Origin of the sequence: Chitinophaga oryzae (assembly GCF_012516375.2) — a bacterium.
In the GTDB taxonomy this organism is placed as follows: Bacteria; Bacteroidota; Bacteroidia; order Chitinophagales; family Chitinophagaceae; genus Chitinophaga; species Chitinophaga oryzae.
Genome location: NZ_CP051204.2, coordinates 1,137,967 through 1,153,955, shown reverse-complemented (window position 1 = coordinate 1,153,955; position 15,989 = coordinate 1,137,967). Strand labels below are relative to the sequence as shown.

Below are 15,989 nucleotides of genomic sequence, written 5' to 3'. Positions count from 1 at the left end.
TTTATGCCCTTAAATACGTGCACCAGAATAACCATAGACGGAAAAACCTTTCCTCATTTCCGGGAGTTGCTGATACAGCAGCGGATAGACGGACATCATACTTTTGAGATACATATTGACCAGGGGTGGCTGACCAGCCTGTGGCCGGAGATTTCAGGCAACGGGCAGGACCTGTTGGGGAAGGAGATATGGGTGGAAGTATCTGCCGCCGGCGTATTGCAGACAGGGACCCTTCATTTTAAGGGATTGATCACCGCCATTCATACCGGGAAGAAAGGCGATGCCACGCAGGGTTTTTGCGTGCTGAAAGGTACCGATCCGGGTATTGTGCTGGACGGGGCCCCACAGTTACGGGTATATGAAGCGCAGACGCTGGCGCATATTGCGCGTCACTGCCTGAAGGCGGCAGCGGCGCATATCGATTTGCAGATAGCACCGGGCAATCTTTCCCATCACGCTTACCTGGTCCAATACAGGGAAAGCAACTTTGCTTTCCTGCAGCGGCTGGCCGCCCGCTTCGGAGAATGGTATTTCTACAACGGCCAGCAGATGATCTTCGGGGCTTATGCGCCCGCTAAAATCGTCCTGTCCCATCCGGGAGAGCTGGTACATTTTGATATAGGGCTGCAACTGACATCCGGGGACCGGCGCTTTACCACTTATGACTATGAGACAGGGACAGCTGTCAGCAGCGCTTCGCCGCTGGCAGGCACTTCCGGCACAGGGCCGCTCACCGCCCGTGCGAGGCAGGCCAGCCGCCAGCTGTATCATGAAGAAGGTTTTGACAGGGCGACGTCCCGGCAGCTGGCGGGTATTGCCTTACAGGCACAGCTGCACGAAAGGCGGCAGCTGGCAGCGTCTGTGCAGCTTACCGGGCGCAGCGAGCATCCAGGCATCAGGGTGGGCGATATCATTGAAGCCGCCGCCTCGCTTGCATCGCCGGACCTTGAAGGCACTTTTACCGTTACCCGTATTGACCACCACTGCCAGGGAGACGGCGCGTATTACAACCAGTTTACCTGTACGCCTACCGATTGCTGCATTCCTTCCGGTCATAGCGGCATAGCGCCGCTGTGCGAAGCACAGAGCGCTATTGTAACCGACAATCATGACCCTGAAGGAATGGGGCGCATCCGGATACGTTACCACTGGCAGCAACAAGGCAGTTCTCCGTGGATACGCCTGATAACACCGCACGGCGGCGCTGGCAAAGGGTTCCATTTTATACCCGAAAAAGGAGAAGAAGTGTGGGTGGATTTTGAAGGCGGCAACCCGGAGCGGCCTTTTGCCGTGGGCACGGCCTATAACGGTAAAGACAATACGAAATTCAGCGACGCCGGGAACAACCTGAAGGTCATTAAAACGCGCAGCGGGCATACCATACAGCTGGATGACAGCAATGGCGCAGAACAACTGCAGATCCATGACCGTAACGGCAACATGATACAGCTGGACACTCATCATGGTAATATTACCATCGCCTCACCGGGGCAGCTGCTGCTGAAAGCCAATCATATCAGCATCGAGGCAGCGGACCAGCTGGACATGCATGCAGGCGGTAATCTCACACAGGGCGCCGGCGAAAATATCAGCCTGTATGCCGGTAATCATCATACCGTTCTGGCTACACATATCGTACAACAGGCACAGGATACTTTTACCCGCACCTCCCGCAAGCTGGAAGAGCAGGCAGAAAGCATCCTGCTTAACAGTATCCGGCAAGACCTGACGCTGATGTCGGCAGGGACGATTGCTATTAACAGTGTTGAAAAAATAAAATTGTCCTGATATGATACCATCCTGTAGTACGGCCAGACACCTGGTATGTGAAGGCGCCCTTTGCAGCTGCGATAAAGCCGCAGCGCCGGCGCCCGTAAAAGTGGTATCACATCACCGGTATTATGTTCACAGCAGCGGAGGCACCGACAAACCCGTCGTGACCACGCGGGAGAATGATTACCGTGCGTTGCATTTCAGCAGCTGTCTCGCCGGCGGACAGCCAGCACCCTGCATGCCACAGCTGTTATGGCAGATACCAGCGGGGCAACAGCGTATTGCGCTGGCCAACGGCGCCTATCCCCTGCCGGATAATGCAACGGCGCAATGTCTCCGGGGAGGCCGGTTGCATTTCCTGACACATGGACAACTTCCCACCGGTGCGGCCGATTCCCCCGGCCTGTTCAGCGCCGACAATCAGCCGCCGGCAGATAAACTGTCGATCAACTTTTCTCCGTCCACTCCCCGCATCGTCCGTATCAAAGGGCCGGCAAAAATCCGCCAGCTGCATAATGGCTCCTGGGAAGCGCTCTTCGACCGTCCTCCCGCTGACGCAGACATCAGCGTGTTACACTGGGTGCTTGAAAATGACCAGGGCGTGCAGGAGGCTTCGCTGCATGGCGAGAAGTTTTTTCCTCATCGCTTTATGCACGACGGACAGTACACCCTGCGCGTTTATGGCGGAGAAGACTCAGACATACTGCTGACGCAAACGATACAAGTCGCGCCCACCGGTATCATTTGCTCATCGCGTACTGCAAGACCCGGAGAACGTATTCGTTTTACCGTGGCAGAAGCCGAAGCTGCCGACAGCTTCCGTTGGGACCGGACAGATGAAAAAGGGATTCGCAGCGGGACCCGGCACACAGGGCCCGAAATTGAATATACGTTTGAGCAAACCGGTCAGTATATTGTCCGTGCCGCCACCGGTGACGAAGTATGGCAACAATCGGTCACCATCTGCAACAACCGGATACGGCATATTCACGCAGACCGTACCCCTGTCAGCGGCGCCGTTGTGACATTCAGTATTGCCGAAACAATGTTTCCCGATATTACCCCCAGAGAACAACTCAAGTTACACTGGAAACTCGAAGGTCCGGAAAGCACGCATTGTGCGGGGGAAACCACTTTCCGGCATCTGTTTACCCATTGCGGGCATTATACGCTGTACGCATATCTCTACGATCTGCAACAGGAAGCAGCGCTGCGCTTTGAAGTAAAAAACGCGACCGTGTCCGCTGCACAGTGGACGACACCCAACGGGTATATCATCCGCCAGGCCGGATATGACCAGGATGTTTGTTTATATTTTGAACACAGCGGCCTTGAAAAAAGAAAAGTATTACTGGAGATATACGCCCGGCAAGCGCTTCACAGTACGTTGGTGCATTCCCGTTCGTTACAGGTACAGCAGGAAGCCAAAGTGTCGTACCCGTTGTCCATCAGCAGCCTCCGGCTTCCGGCAGGATGGGACAACGGACAGCTTCAACTCGACTTCCGGCTACACCCGACAGACAGCATCCCCATCGGGCAACAGGCACATCCCCGGTTGTTATTGCATCGCAAGCCCTGCATCGTGAAAGCCTGCTTCACCGATCCACAGGAACAGCGGATGTATTTTATCACCGACCATCAGCAACAGATAGCGTTGAAAATATACGCCGTCAACCTCACCGGTCAACAGCTGCGCGTCACCATCCTGCGACGCAACGGCTCCCCGCCGCTACAGCGGCCGCTCACACCATACCCCGTAGCCGCCATGAAGCCGCTGCTGGAAAAAGATGCCACCATTAGCACACAGCAGGTAGTGATCGACAAAACAGGGACGGCACTACTTCCCGTTCCGCTGGAATCATTGTCAGCTGTGAGCCTGATCTATGCGTTGATAACGCTTCCCGGGCATAACGCCGTTTATTCACAACAATTACTGGTATACCCGGGCCAGCAGCTCCGGCTGTCACCCGCTACAAAAGCGCGGTCCACTGCCGTCATAGAGCGGGTCAATCTTCCATCTGAACAAGCAGCCTGTCAGTCGCTGGTATGGGGCAGTAAAGTGAGCTGCGCGTTTCGGAAAAAAGTGATCAGCATCGCGAAAAAGCTTCACGCAGATCCTAATCACCTGATGACGTGCATGGCGTTTGAGACCGGAGCGTCGTTTTTACCGCATTTGTTGAGTGGACACAAACCGTGGAATACGCCGGCAGTGGAGAAATTGACGGAGGGAGTGTTGGGGAGGCATGCGGTGGGGTTGGTGCAGTTTACGCAGAAAGGAATCAATCAGATGAACAGCCGGTGGAAGCTTGGTATTACAAAGAAAAAACTGGCACATATGTCAGCCGAAGAACAGTTGGACTATGTTTATCATTATCTCCGGGAGTTCAAAGGGAGGTTGAATTCGCTGGAAGATTTTTACATGACTATTCTTAAACCGGATGGTGTAGGAAAACGGGAGGATTATGTGGTCTTTAGTGAGGAGTTAGACCAAAGGTTTAAAAAAAGTTGGTATCAAAAAAATAGTGGGCTGGACACCAACGGAGATACACAAATCACTAAAAAAGAGGTTAGTGTAATAATACATAAAAAGTTTACAGAAGGAATAAACTACAAAAACGTATGTAGTAAGAGCTGTCCACTCTTGATTCCAAACTCACCCAATCAAAGTAATAAATGGCACCACCCCACAAATAAGTTGCAGCTTCGGGGATGGTATGACTGCTGGGCTCCTTCTAGAAGTAAATATGGAATAATTGAAGGCAGAAAAAGCGGCAAGCATCAGGGATTAGATTTTTACGCTCCTGTTGGAAGTCCAATATATGCTTGCGTTAAGGGAACTATAACAGCATCTTATCATTCAAGCTCATATGGTCACGTTGTAATCCTAAATGGCGATTATGAAGATCAGAACTATTACTTTTTCTACGCGCATCTACAAGCGCAATCCTTTCGGGATATAGGCAGCGAAGTAGCAGCAGGAGAGGTAATTGGCTACTCAGGAAAGACTGGCAATGCAGCTGGAATGAAACCAGAACAAGAACACTTACATTTTGAGATCAGAACAACAGACCCTGTTGGCCGAGGTTTTGACGGCAGATTAAATCCATTTGAAATCATTACAGAGTTAAATAATGAGCAAATTATCAACCCTAGTAAAGACAACCAATATGCAAAATAACCATCACAGGTATTTTATCGTATTACCTCTTATTAACCTATTTATTCAAGGGTGTAATAGTTCGCAAGTTTCTGATAAAGAATTCTGGTCTGGGCATTATGAATGGAGTGTGTCAACTGACGAAATTATGAACGGATTGGAGGTTGGTACTATTTACGAAATTGATGCTAATAAAGACAGCTGCCTCTTCAAAGCTGATGGCATCCAATATGCATTTAACGCACAATGTGCACTTCGAACCAGCAAAGACACCTTGCTGGGTTACTTTTGCTACGATACACGGGGTATAGAGCAGTATTGGAACCCTGAGGTTCCCCTCTTCAAAATCTTCAGAAAAGACACCAACTATTACATCATTTCCAGTGCTATTCTGGAGGACACGACGAAAACCTATCTGGTAAAACATACCCCGGAAAGCGAAAAAATTCAATAGCTTTATATTCAAATTAACCTTGAATTGTGAATAAAGCTATTATCCTTTTATCGTTTTCTGTACTGGTATTATCGTTAGTGGCCTGTAATCAGTCGGAGCAGCCGGGCAACCGTGGCATTGGCGCTATCTTTTCATCCAAAGCCGGTAAACCGGTGGCGTTTAAACTGCAGTCGGGGCATCCTGACAGCAGCAGTGCTTCCTATGCGCTGTCCGGTATCACGGTGTCGTTTGAACAGACAGCCGATGCATCACAAACGATCAGTATCAAAAAAGACGCAAAAAGGCTGGTCAACTATATCCGTGCGACAGATGCGGCAGAGAAGACACTGCCAACGCCTTATATGACCATTAGCGGAAAAGATACTGTTATTACGTTTAACATCCGGCAGGATGCTTTCCGATTCAAAATAAAAGATAACAAGGCCACCTATACGAAAACGAAAGACACGACAGCCCGGCAGTAGCTGACAAAAGAAAGGCCGGCCCGCAGGCCAGCCTTCTATGACTGAATAATCCGGACAAAACCTATTTAAAATCAATAGGGATAGCCAGTTTAACACTAAAATTACGACCTACGTTAAAGACCCCGTTGCGGCCAGTCACCTCATTCACGGGTGCATATTTCAAGCGGCTCAGGTGATTCTGGTAGGCAACGTCGCCGATGTTGTTCACGGCGAAGTGCAGGGAGAACAGGGTCCTGTTATGTTTGTTCACGAACTCTGACCCCAGACCTGCATTCAGCAGCGTATAGCTTCCTGTTGATGTTTCGGTCTGATAGGCCGAGAACACATCGTTTTGGGAAAAATTCATATCCATCTGTACCCCTACATAGGCATTCCGCAGTGGACCGCCCACTTTTTTGAACTTGCCTTTCAGCTCGGACAGCCATCTGGCAGCCGGGATATTAGGCAGGTTTTTAGTGGAATCGGTAGCATTGAGCGCGGTACCTCTCACGTATGAAAGCGTATTCTCAAAGTGCAGCCAGTCGATGGGGTGCGGGTGTATATCCAGCATCAGCTCACCGCCATACAGGTTGGCGTTGGCCTGTTGATATTTGAAGGCAGCGAACCCTTCGGCGTTATCATCTGCAGGAATAGAGTCCGTACCGGCAGCATTTACCAGCTTACGGGAGAAGATGAAGTTGTTGATGTGATTATAGAACACGTTAGCCGACAGTGAAACGTGCTGGGTATTGAACTCAATACCTCCATCGATCTGTGTGCTCACTTCAGGTTTCAGCTCCTGGTTGCCATATTCATATTTGATGGTGCCCTCGTGCACACCGTTGGCGGCCAGCTCGGAGATATTGGGAGCACGGAAGCCACGGGCCGCGTTCAGTTTCAGCACCACCCGGTCGCTGGCTTCATAGCTGAGTCCTACGCTACCGGACACATTGGAGAAATTGCGGTTGAAGGCATCAAACTTAGCCTCTCCGGATGTTGCAGGTTTACCGTCAGCATCGAGATGGAGCGATTTAGAGCGCAGGGAGCGGCTGTCGAAACGTACGCCACCGCTGAGGGTGAGCCTATTGAAAGTTTTGCTTGTAACTGCAAAAGCGCCGATATCAAACAGGTTGTAGGCGGGGATGAGGAACTCTTCTCCTGAGATTTCATTTTTCTGTTGCATACCGTTAACGCCCACTGTTGTCTGCCAGCCGTTCATTTCGGGGAGATAATATTTGGCAGCGTAGTTGAAGGTCTGCAGCTTCAGCCAGAGTTCCGGTTCGTCCGGGTGCAGCGGATCGCCGAATTCACGACGGTTATTCCACTGATAGCCCAGCGTCAATCCGATGCGGCCGCCGTTATGCAGGTACAGGCTATTGTCCCATACCAGCTTCTGGTGGTTGATCTGTTGTTTGGGCACCGCCATGCTGTACGACTTGTTATCGCTGTCAGTAACAGGTACCTCTTCGGCATTACCGTTATCATTAATGGGTTTGATGAAGCGACCTTCTTCATTACGCTCGCCTTCTACCAGGCCGAGATGCTGGTTAAAGGAAGTGAAGCTCAGGCGGGAGAACCCCCATTGTTTGTTGATACCGATGTTAGCGCCGTAGTTAGTGTTGTTGAAACGGGAGTTGAACACATACCCGTCGTATTTATTTTTATAGTCGTGCGCCTGTTTCTGGGTAATGTAGGCGCCCCAGCTGAAGCCGTTGTTATTACCGGCGATATCAGCATGGTAGGCCATCAGCCCGTTGTTGGTCTGATAGTTGGCTTCCACGTTTCCTTTTATCTTGCCTTGCGGCAGTGGAGCCGGCGGAACGATGTTTACCACACCGGCGAGCGCGTCGGAACCATATACGAGAGAGGCGGGGCCTTTCAGTATTTCTATTTTGCTGACGTTGTAATCATCTACTTCGATACCGTGTTCATCGCCCCATTGCTGGCCTTCCTGGCGGGTGCCATCGCTGACAACCACCACGCGGTTGTAACCGAGGCCACGGATGAAAGGCTTGGAGATAGCCGGACCGGTAGAGAGCTGGCTTACGCCGGGCACTTTGGCAATCGCATCGATGATGTTGGTGGAAATGCTCTGGTCCAGCACGTCCCGGCGGATGATGCTGATGGGCGTAGGTGTCTTTTTCATGGAAGTGGCCAGGTTAGCGCCGGTGATCACCACTTCATTTTTTTCGATCAAAGTTTCTGTCAGCTCAAAATCCCTGGTGGTAGTACCGTTGACGTTCACGGTCTCTGTATAGGCAGCATAGCCCATGGAGTGTACTTCCACAATATATTTTCCTTTCGGCAGATTTTTGATGGTATAATTGCCCTGTGCGTCGGCAGCAGCGCCTACATGCAGGTCCGGCAGATACACCGTAGCACCGGGGATGACAGTATGAGTAACTTTATCAGTCACTTTCCCGGTGAGCACATTGGAGAAAGTGCCGTCTTCGGGAGTGATGGCATAGGCGGCAGGTTGCAGCAACAGCAACGCCCCCATTAATCCGAGTATAAATACACGCAAATAATGCATACGTAAGTAATAAAAAATAATAAAACAGTGAATACCAACAACCGGTTATTGCCGGATGACAATAGCAGCTATTTGTGATGTGAAGCTTAAATCAGGCAACCTCAACCGGAGGCGCCCGTGGGGAAAGGTCTCGGTGGGTAACATAGCTGGTTTCCGGCAGCTGCCGTGGTTGAAACACCCATATCACCGGTCGTACCGGCGCTATAAAAGTCGTAGTGTACTGGTCAAACGGCTCCACTCCTATCTGCAGGAAATCGCAGTGGCGGTGTTCTCCCGAGAACATGGCATCACCGGCGGAGGCATGCGTGTCCTGCGTGTCGTGGTGATTGGTGAAGATGTGTATAAACTCCCGTGGGACGGTATTCAGCGTGAATACTCCCAGCAGGATAAGCGCTAATATTTTTTGAAAATGTTTATACACCGGAGCAAAGGTAATAAACTTTACTCATTTGCAACAACGATGCATTTATATTGCACTATTTCACTTTCAGCATCGGCCGGACCTGTTGTACCGCACCGTTTTGGAAACGGGCATAATAAACCCCGTTGGCCAGGTATTCGGCGTCGAAAGTGAAAGTATAGGTGCCGGGGTATGGACTTTATTCACCGGCACGCTCACCAGCCGTCCCATGGTATCGAAGATCTGTATCATGGTATTGCCGCTGCCGGTGATATAGGTAATGGTGGTAGCACTGGTGAAAGGATTAGGACTATTGGTAATCAGCTTTTTATTGTCTGTATCCAGGTCAGGCAGACCGGTAATAACGCCGCAGGCCACACCGCTGATCAGTGGCAGCCGCTGGTAGTCTTTTTGAAGAATTTTGTTCAGATCGGTCTGGTCTACGCAGAACCACTGCTCCAGGATAGAAGCGTAAACAGAACGGAAATCATACTGCATGGGCACGTTATCTGCCACGCTGGTATTGTCGGGGATGGCGGGGGAGTTCCCCAGCACGCCCTGGTTTACATAGTCGCCGAATACGATCATGGGAGCAGCTGCGCCATGGTCTGTACCCATACTGAAATTGGATTTGATACGGCGTCCGAATTCAGAGAACGTCATGCCTACTACGCGACGGGAGGCCCTCAGCCCTTTCAGGTCATCCATAAAGGCTTTGATGGCGTCGGACACGCCACCGAGTAATTTAGCGTGGCCGCCGGTGGTGGTGTCACCGGATTCTGTCTGGCTGGCATGGGTGTCGAAACCGCCGGTGCTCACCATATACATGCGGGTTTTCAGTCCGCCGGCCACCAGGCGGGCTACGATCTTCAGCTGGTCTGCCAGGCTGTTGTTGGCCGGGTACGGTCCCTGGGAAGTGACCTTTGACGCTGCTGCTTTGATCGCTTTCTCGTAGCTGTTGGCCTGTTTGGCGATCATCCGGATATATTCCAGCTCTTTACCTGCTTTGGTGTTGGGAACGGGGTCTGTTACGCCGTCTATCAGGTTATAGAAATCTGTGGCGCTGGTAATAGCCATCCCCCTGCTGGCATCTGCTCCCTGAAACGCCGGGGACACGATGGAGCCTATCTGTATGGCCAACGGGTCCGGATTGTCGGCATTAGGGTAGCTATCCTGCGGTCCGGGATATTTGAAATCGAGGTAACGGCCGCCCCAGCCGCTGGTCAATATTTCGTTGGAGTCCGAGCCGGTGAGCCAGATGTCTGTTGCGCGAAAGTGGGAGAAATTAGGCGAAGGATACCCCACACTCTGGATGATACTCACCTTTCCCTCGTTATATAACTGTTGCACGCCTTTCATGGCAGGGTGCAGGCCGGATTTCAGGTAGTTGTCGAGCCGCAGTACTTTTCCTTCAGGGATAGCAATGTTTGTCCTGGCTGATTGATATTTCCCATAGATATCCAGTGGAATGACCATGTTGAGCCCATCATTGCCGCCGGTGAGCTGGATCATGACCAGCACGTGGTCATTATCCGAAGCAGCGCCGCTTAACGCCGCCAGCATCGGCGAGGTGCCAAAAGCTTTGATCGAAAAGCCGTTGATGATGGTGGGCAATATCGCGGCGGGGGCGGTATATTTCAGGAAATCTCTTCTTTTCATAGAAAGGTTTTTCAGGACAATTGATATTCTGAAAGGTTCATGATGTATTTGTAAAGGGCTTGCAGGTGATCGGTCACCTCTTTGGTGTTGGCAGCGTCGCCGGGATTGGATTTGTAGGTGTTCCAGGCGCTGGTCCAGTAGCCGTTGGTACTTTGTCCGGCCAGCAGGATGGTATCTTTCAGGAACGCTTTCACCTTATCGGACACGCCTACACGATAGAGGATATCCAGCGAGTCGTTGACGAGTGCTACCGGGTCGCCGGGATTGGACAGCTTATCCGCAAAGGCCAGCGGATCGATCTTCACGTTTTTATAGCCGGCGGCGATCATTCCATCGCTCAACTGGTTTCTTCGGGGCAGTGTAGCTGTGTTGATCCACAATTCATGGAAAGCTGGTTCCTGGTAGTAAGCGTCCCAGCCGGCTACCAGCGGCGGATCTCCCAGATTCTGGAGCATGGCGCCCATGGCGCTATGCAGGTCGCCCCAGCGCTGGTATTGGGTGGTATAGTCGGTGGGGAATGTCACACCGAATTCGCGGCACATGCCGATGCAGAAATCCACCGGGCTCTTTATCAGGCAGGCCATGTTGAGCGGATCAAAGAAATGCTCGCTGGTAAACAGCGCGTTGAGCGTGACTTTAATGTCGTAACCGCTGCTCCGGAAGATATCTGCCAACGGCAGGATCACATTGGTTTCCGTGGCAGCGTCTATATCGTAGTATACAAAGAAGCGATAGAGTTTACGGCAGATGAATTTGGCGACTTCCGGCTGCGCGAAAATGATATCCAGCAGCGTATCCAGCTCTTTAGCGCCTTCAGGGCCGGTTTGGCCGGAGATGACTTTATTACCATAGAAACCGGAGAATTCTTTGTTGCCGATATCGTGTTGGGTGGTATTAAAAGTGCTGACGATGGCCGTACGGTCTACGCGGAAGCCGGTGAGCACGCGGGCGGTCGCTCTCACGTCGTCTTCTGTATATCGCGAATCAGGGCCTTTGCCGACGGTAAATAGTTCGTGTAACTCACGGGCGTAGTTTTCATCAGCCGCGCCTTTGGAGTTCAGGTATCCATTGAGATACACCAGCATACAGGGGTCCAGGGTAATTGCTTTGGTCAGCGCCTTAAAATTGCCCAGCGCATATTGACGGAGTGTCAGGTTGTACTGGTAGATGAAGCGGCTGTCGTTTACCATGGTGGTTTCCGTCACGAAATGATTGTGCCAGAAGAGCACCATTTTCTCGTGTATGCTTGTCTGTTGGTTGATCATCTGTCCGACCCACCAGGCTTTATAGGAAGCGATTCTTTTTTGTTCCAGTTTTTCGTCGCCCATGGCGGCTCTTACCCAGGTGGCGCCGGGTGTTACGCCGGTGCTGTCGGCCCCGTAATTATTCACCGGCGGAGTGGGATCTGCCTGCGCAGTGAGCAGTATGTCCACTGCCTGCTGCATACCAAGGCCGTTGAGGGCTTTGATACTTTCCGGCGACGCCCCGAAGGTAGTCCGTTTGAGCAGGTGAATGAGCTGCTGGGGGCCCCAGGCGCCGGTGTAGGGGGTCAATCCGGTTGCCGTACGGGCAACAGCTTTGCTGTTCCGCGTATTGCGGGCAGGCGATAAGGTCAGGAATTGTCTGCGATCCATAAAGCGATATGGTTGAGATAGCGGGATGGCCTTTAATGGCGCCAAATTAATAAAAAATTTAATTCAACGGGATTAATTTATCATAAATCGGGGGATAATATCAAACAAAAGCCGCAGGAAAATCTTCCTGCGGCTTTGAGCTATAATGTATTACGAAAAAAATCAGGCAATATTTTCGATGATCCCGGCAATCCCCTGGCCGCCGCCTACGCAGGCCGTCACGATGCCGTATTTCTTATTCAGCCGTTTCATGTCGTTGAGGATCTGTACTGTGAGCTTGGCACCGGTACAACCCAGCGGGTGTCCGAGGGCGATAGCGCCACCATTGATATTCACGATATCGGGGTTGATGCCCAGTTCGCGGATCACAGCGATGGACTGGGAAGCGAAAGCTTCGTTCAGTTCCACCAGATCGATGTCCTGCAGGGTCTTGCCCGCACGTTGCAGCACTTTAGGTACGGCGGCTACCGGTCCTACCCCCATGATACGGGGATGTACGCCGGCAGAAACGCAGGCGACCAAACGGCCGATAGGCTTCAGTCCCAGCTCGTTCACCATCCTTTCGCTCATGACGATCACGAAAGCGGCGCCGTCGGAGGTCTGCGAGGAGTTGCCCGCTGTAACGGAGCCCCCCGCGGCGAACACGGGCTTCAGTTTGCCCAGCGCTTCGAGGGAAGTATCTCCACGAGGTCCTTCGTCGGTGTCTACCGTGAAGGTGCGCTTCTGTTTTTTACCTTTTTCGTCCACGTATACTTCTTCCACGTTGATGGGCAGTATACCGGATTTGAAATAGCCTTCCTTGATAGCGTTCAGCGCTTTCTGGTGGGATTTGAAAGAGAACTCATCCTGGTCCTGGCGGCTCACTTTAAATTCATTGGCCACTGCTTCAGCGGTGAGTCCCATGCCGATATAGTAGTCAGGGGTGGTGCTGGCCACGGTGTAGTTGGGCACGGTTTTCCAGCCGGCCACCGGCACCAGGCTCATACTTTCCGTACCACCGGCGATGATACAGTCGGCCATCCCTGTCTGTATTTTAGCGGTTGCGATAGCAATTGTTTCCAGGCCGGAGGCGCAGTAGCGGTTGACCGTCATTCCCGGCACATCGATTCCCAATGCACGCACCGAGATCATGCGGCCGATCTGCAGTCCCTGTTCCGCTTCCGGAACGGCGTTGCCCACAATCAGGTCATCTACCCGTTTAGGGTCGAGCTGTGGCACGGATTGCAGCAATCCGGTAATCACATCTACGGCCAGATCATCGGGTCTGTAAAAACGAAATCCTCCCCTTTTGGACTTACCTACCGCAGTGCGGTAGCCGGCTACTATGTACGCTTCTTGCATGAAAAACAATTTTATAATAAGCTAACGGTTAGATTATCAACATGATGGATAATTATCCACATTTTTACCTTGTAACCAAATTTAATTAAATTAAGGACACAAATATGCGAGAGAACCGTTAAATTTGTCGCTACCCGTTTTCCGGGGAATTATTGACTCTGTAGCTCAGTTGGTAGAGCAGCTGACTCTTAATCAGCGGGTCTAGGGTTCGAGTCCCTACAGGGTCACTTTTTATCTTATTCGCCCAATCTTAGTTTTACTAAGGTTGGGCGTTTTTCTTTACCGGGCGCGGCTTTCAGCAGAAAGCGGAATTAAACGAAGTAAAGAGAAAACAAAGTTTCGTGTACCCCATCGTGTACCCCAATATTTTTTAACCCGTTAACCCTATCGCCATGGATTTACAGTTTTATCTCAAACGCCCAGACGCGACAGCCATTACAACCATCTTCGCCCGTATCACTTATGAAGGTGGGAAACTGAAATACTACATTCCGGAGAAAATTGATCCACAGTACTGGAATCCGGATACACATAGAGCCAGAGAAACAAAAAGGTTTCCGGAGTTTTCGGAGTTTAACGCACGCCTGGACAACATTGCCCAAACGATCAAAAACACACTGCGCAAATTCCAGAATGACAATCAGAACAAAATCCCCATGCCGGCGCAGCTTAAAGAGTTGCTAGATATTACCTTTGGCAAGAAAACATCTGTGCTGAACAAAGATTTCTTTCAATACTTTGAAGACTTTGTAACCCGCACTTCCAAGGGCGAACGATTAAGCCCAAAGACAAAGAAGAAGATAGCACTAACCACCAATAAGGGCTATACGACGACATTAAACCATTTGAAGAAATTCAAGGCTGTATACAACCGGAAAATTGACTTTGACACCATCGATTTGCAGTTTCACAACGACTACATTGCCTACCTGACAAATAAAGTCAGCCTAAGCAATAACACCATAGGCGATCACATCAAACGGATTATCGTTATCCTGGGCGATGCAAAAAGGCTAGGTATCAATGTCAACCCATCTTTTGAAAGTGGCTACTTTTTTAAGCCTTCAGAAGAAACCGATAATGTTTACCTTGATCAAACTGAATTGTCCCTACTGGAAGAAATAGACCTTACCAGCCATCCCAAACTTGACAGGGTACGTGATCTGTTCCTGATAGGCTGCTATACCGGCCTGCGCTATTCCGATTATTCCACGTTGAAACCGGAAGATTTCAAAGACGGCTTTATAGAGATACGGCAAACAAAAACCGGTAAACCGGTGGTTATACCGGAACACCCGGTTGTCAAAAAGATACTGGATAAATATAATGGCCAGCTTCCCAAGTCCATCAGCAACCAAAAAACCAATGCTTACCTGAAAGATCTGGGGGAAATGATTCCGGCGCTGGAAAAGGAATGTAGTAAGACCTATACAAAGGGAGGTGTGACAGAAACGCTATTATCTCCCAAATGGAAAATGATCAGCTCTCATACTGCCCGGCGCTCCTTTGCCACCAACGAGTATTTGGCCGGTACCCCAACGCTTACCATTATGGCGATAACCGGGCATACCACGGAAAAAATGTTCATGAAGTATATTAAACTGACACCTAAAGAACACGCGGTACTACTCAAAATGCATTGGGAAAAAAGAAGTAATAAAAAGGAAGAACCAGAAAAAGTTTTTTGAAATGCTAAAAAAATTAGTAAATTAGATTAAGTAAGATTAAGAGGCAGAAAGTTAACCCCTATTAAGATGTCAAGAAATTATTTTGTATCCCGCAGAGATAGTCTTGAGAATGAGTTGCAAATGGTTATTCCTCAAAATAATAAAGGAATATTTGAACAGCTATTTGAGATATATTTTAACGGGCTGAATCTTTACTCGAAGATGTCAGACCTTCCTATAATCGACATTGTTAACGAAGAAACCGGTAAAATATACAAGAAGATTGCCCCACATGCAACAACTTTTCAAATAGAAAGACTGTCGGAAATCATTGCTAATCATAAAAAACAGCTTTGTTCAAAAAAGAGACAATTACTTGAGCAAGTCATTATCGAGGATACACTATTGGGTAAAGACTATTCGTTATCGGAGAAAAGAGAGTTAATAAAACCGTATTTATATTATTTCATTAGACCATATTATTACACTGGCTACGATAACATATTTGATGACCTTTTCAGGAAATGGCTTTTCAAGATTAAAAAGATAGCCACAGCCGCGCAAATACTGCGTGAATTAACAAATAAACTGACGGAACTAAAGGAACTTCCGGCCAACCAAATAACAACAGATCCTCCGGTAAAAATTAAGTGGAAGGGATCGCCCGCCTTATTGGGTTGCATCATAGAAGAACTGATTTCCAAAGGTTATATGGAACGGCCAACTTCATCCTATTTGAAAGACGCAGCTGTCTACCTGCAAATTTTCGATATTGACACCACGCCCGCGACCCTCGCCAAAGAATTGAGCGACCGCACCAACTCCCTTTGTGCTGAAAACAAATTGAAGTTTTCCTTGCCCAAAAAAGAGCATCTAAAATAACCTGCGAAAGTAGAACGAAACAAGTCAGAAAGTAAACCAGGGCCGA

Annotated in this window: 11 protein-coding genes and 1 tRNA gene; 7 read left to right on the top strand and 5 right to left on the bottom strand. The window is 50.0% G+C overall.

What is annotated here, in order from left to right; genetic code table 11:
* The first annotated feature begins 3 nt into the window (after window positions 1-3).
* The 4 genes from HF324_RS04880 to HF324_RS04865 are packed head-to-tail and all read left to right on the top strand — an operon-like array spanning window position 4 to window position 5,848.
* Window positions 4-1,788 carry a type VI secretion system Vgr family protein gene (locus HF324_RS04880; RefSeq protein ID WP_168862042.1) on the top strand — a complete coding sequence of 595 codons (1,785 nt, stop codon included), beginning with the start codon at window positions 4-6 and terminating at the stop codon, window positions 1,786-1,788.
* Between the two features lies 1 nt (window position 1,789).
* Window positions 1,790-4,951 (top strand): peptidoglycan DD-metalloendopeptidase family protein, encoded by a 3,162-nt coding sequence (locus HF324_RS04875; RefSeq protein ID WP_168862041.1) that lies wholly within the window; start codon window positions 1,790-1,792, stop codon window positions 4,949-4,951.
* The gene (locus HF324_RS04870; protein ID WP_168862040.1) at window positions 4,941-5,384 is read left to right on the top strand and encodes a DUF5991 domain-containing protein; all 444 of its coding nucleotides are present in this window, start codon (window positions 4,941-4,943) and stop codon (window positions 5,382-5,384) included. The genes HF324_RS04875 and HF324_RS04870 overlap by 11 nt, the downstream gene beginning before the upstream one ends.
* A gap of 26 nt (window positions 5,385-5,410) precedes the next feature.
* Window positions 5,411-5,848: a hypothetical protein gene (locus HF324_RS04865; RefSeq protein WP_168810025.1), complete on the top strand. Its 438-nt coding sequence runs from the start codon at window positions 5,411-5,413 to the stop codon at window positions 5,846-5,848.
* 61 nt (window positions 5,849-5,909) lie between these two features.
* On the opposite strand, the gene HF324_RS04860 is transcribed toward HF324_RS04865, so the two are convergent.
* The 5 genes from HF324_RS04860 to HF324_RS04840 form a co-directional block, all read right to left on the bottom strand.
* Window positions 5,910-8,360 carry a TonB-dependent receptor gene (locus tag HF324_RS04860; protein ID WP_258539425.1) on the bottom strand — a complete coding sequence of 817 codons (2,451 nt, stop codon included), beginning with the start codon at window positions 8,358-8,360 and terminating at the stop codon, window positions 5,910-5,912.
* Window positions 8,361-8,451: 91 nt separating this feature from the next.
* The gene (locus HF324_RS04855) at window positions 8,452-8,781 is read right to left on the bottom strand and encodes a hypothetical protein (protein ID WP_168810023.1); all 330 of its coding nucleotides are present in this window, start codon (window positions 8,779-8,781) and stop codon (window positions 8,452-8,454) included.
* 66 nt (window positions 8,782-8,847) lie between these two features.
* The gene (locus HF324_RS04850) at window positions 8,848-10,419 is read right to left on the bottom strand and encodes a DUF1501 domain-containing protein (RefSeq protein WP_258539424.1); all 1,572 of its coding nucleotides are present in this window, start codon (window positions 10,417-10,419) and stop codon (window positions 8,848-8,850) included.
* A gap of 11 nt (window positions 10,420-10,430) precedes the next feature.
* Entirely contained in the window at window positions 10,431-12,053 is a 1,623-nt protein-coding gene (locus tag HF324_RS04845) for a DUF1800 domain-containing protein (RefSeq protein ID WP_168862039.1), read from the bottom strand.
* Window positions 12,054-12,215: 162 nt separating this feature from the next.
* Window positions 12,216-13,394: a thiolase family protein gene (locus HF324_RS04840; RefSeq protein WP_168810017.1), complete on the bottom strand. Its 1,179-nt coding sequence runs from the start codon at window positions 13,392-13,394 to the stop codon at window positions 12,216-12,218.
* A 154-nt stretch (window positions 13,395-13,548) separates the two neighbouring features.
* On the opposite strand from HF324_RS04840, the gene HF324_RS04835 reads away from it, so the two are divergent.
* The 3 genes from HF324_RS04835 (at window position 13,549) to HF324_RS04825 (ending at window position 15,943) form a co-directional block, all read left to right on the top strand.
* Window positions 13,549-13,621 (top strand) — tRNA-Lys (locus HF324_RS04835).
* A 165-nt stretch (window positions 13,622-13,786) separates the two neighbouring features.
* A complete protein-coding gene (locus HF324_RS04830) occupies window positions 13,787-15,082 on the top strand; it encodes a site-specific integrase (RefSeq protein WP_168862038.1) in 1,296 nt (431 codons plus the stop codon).
* 66 nt (window positions 15,083-15,148) lie between these two features.
* On the top strand, window positions 15,149-15,943 hold the full coding sequence (locus HF324_RS04825; RefSeq protein ID WP_168862037.1) for a hypothetical protein: 795 nt from the start codon (window positions 15,149-15,151) through the stop codon (window positions 15,941-15,943).
* Window positions 15,944-15,989: the final 46 nt, after the last annotated feature.

What these genes read in the sequence shown, in the direction of transcription:
- HF324_RS04875 (WP_168862041.1), top strand. Translation starts at nt 1,790, where the DNA reads ATGATACCATCCTGTAGTACGGCCAGACACCTGGTATGTGAAGGCGCC.
- HF324_RS04825 (WP_168862037.1), top strand. Translation starts at nt 15,149, where the DNA reads ATGTCAAGAAATTATTTTGTATCCCGCAGAGATAGTCTTGAGAATGAG.
- HF324_RS04860 (WP_258539425.1), bottom strand. Translation starts at nt 8,360, where the DNA reads ATGCATTATTTGCGTGTATTTATACTCGGATTAATGGGGGCGTTGCTG.
- HF324_RS04840 (WP_168810017.1), bottom strand. Translation starts at nt 13,394, where the DNA reads ATGCAAGAAGCGTACATAGTAGCCGGCTACCGCACTGCGGTAGGTAAG.
- HF324_RS04850 (WP_258539424.1), bottom strand. Translation starts at nt 10,419, where the DNA reads ATGAAAAGAAGAGATTTCCTGAAATATACCGCCCCCGCCGCGATATTG.
- HF324_RS04830 (WP_168862038.1), top strand. Translation starts at nt 13,787, where the DNA reads ATGGATTTACAGTTTTATCTCAAACGCCCAGACGCGACAGCCATTACA.
- HF324_RS04880 (WP_168862042.1), top strand. Translation starts at nt 4, where the DNA reads ATGCCCTTAAATACGTGCACCAGAATAACCATAGACGGAAAAACCTTT.
- HF324_RS04845 (WP_168862039.1), bottom strand. Translation starts at nt 12,053, where the DNA reads ATGGATCGCAGACAATTCCTGACCTTATCGCCTGCCCGCAATACGCGG.
- HF324_RS04870 (WP_168862040.1), top strand. Translation starts at nt 4,941, where the DNA reads ATGCAAAATAACCATCACAGGTATTTTATCGTATTACCTCTTATTAAC.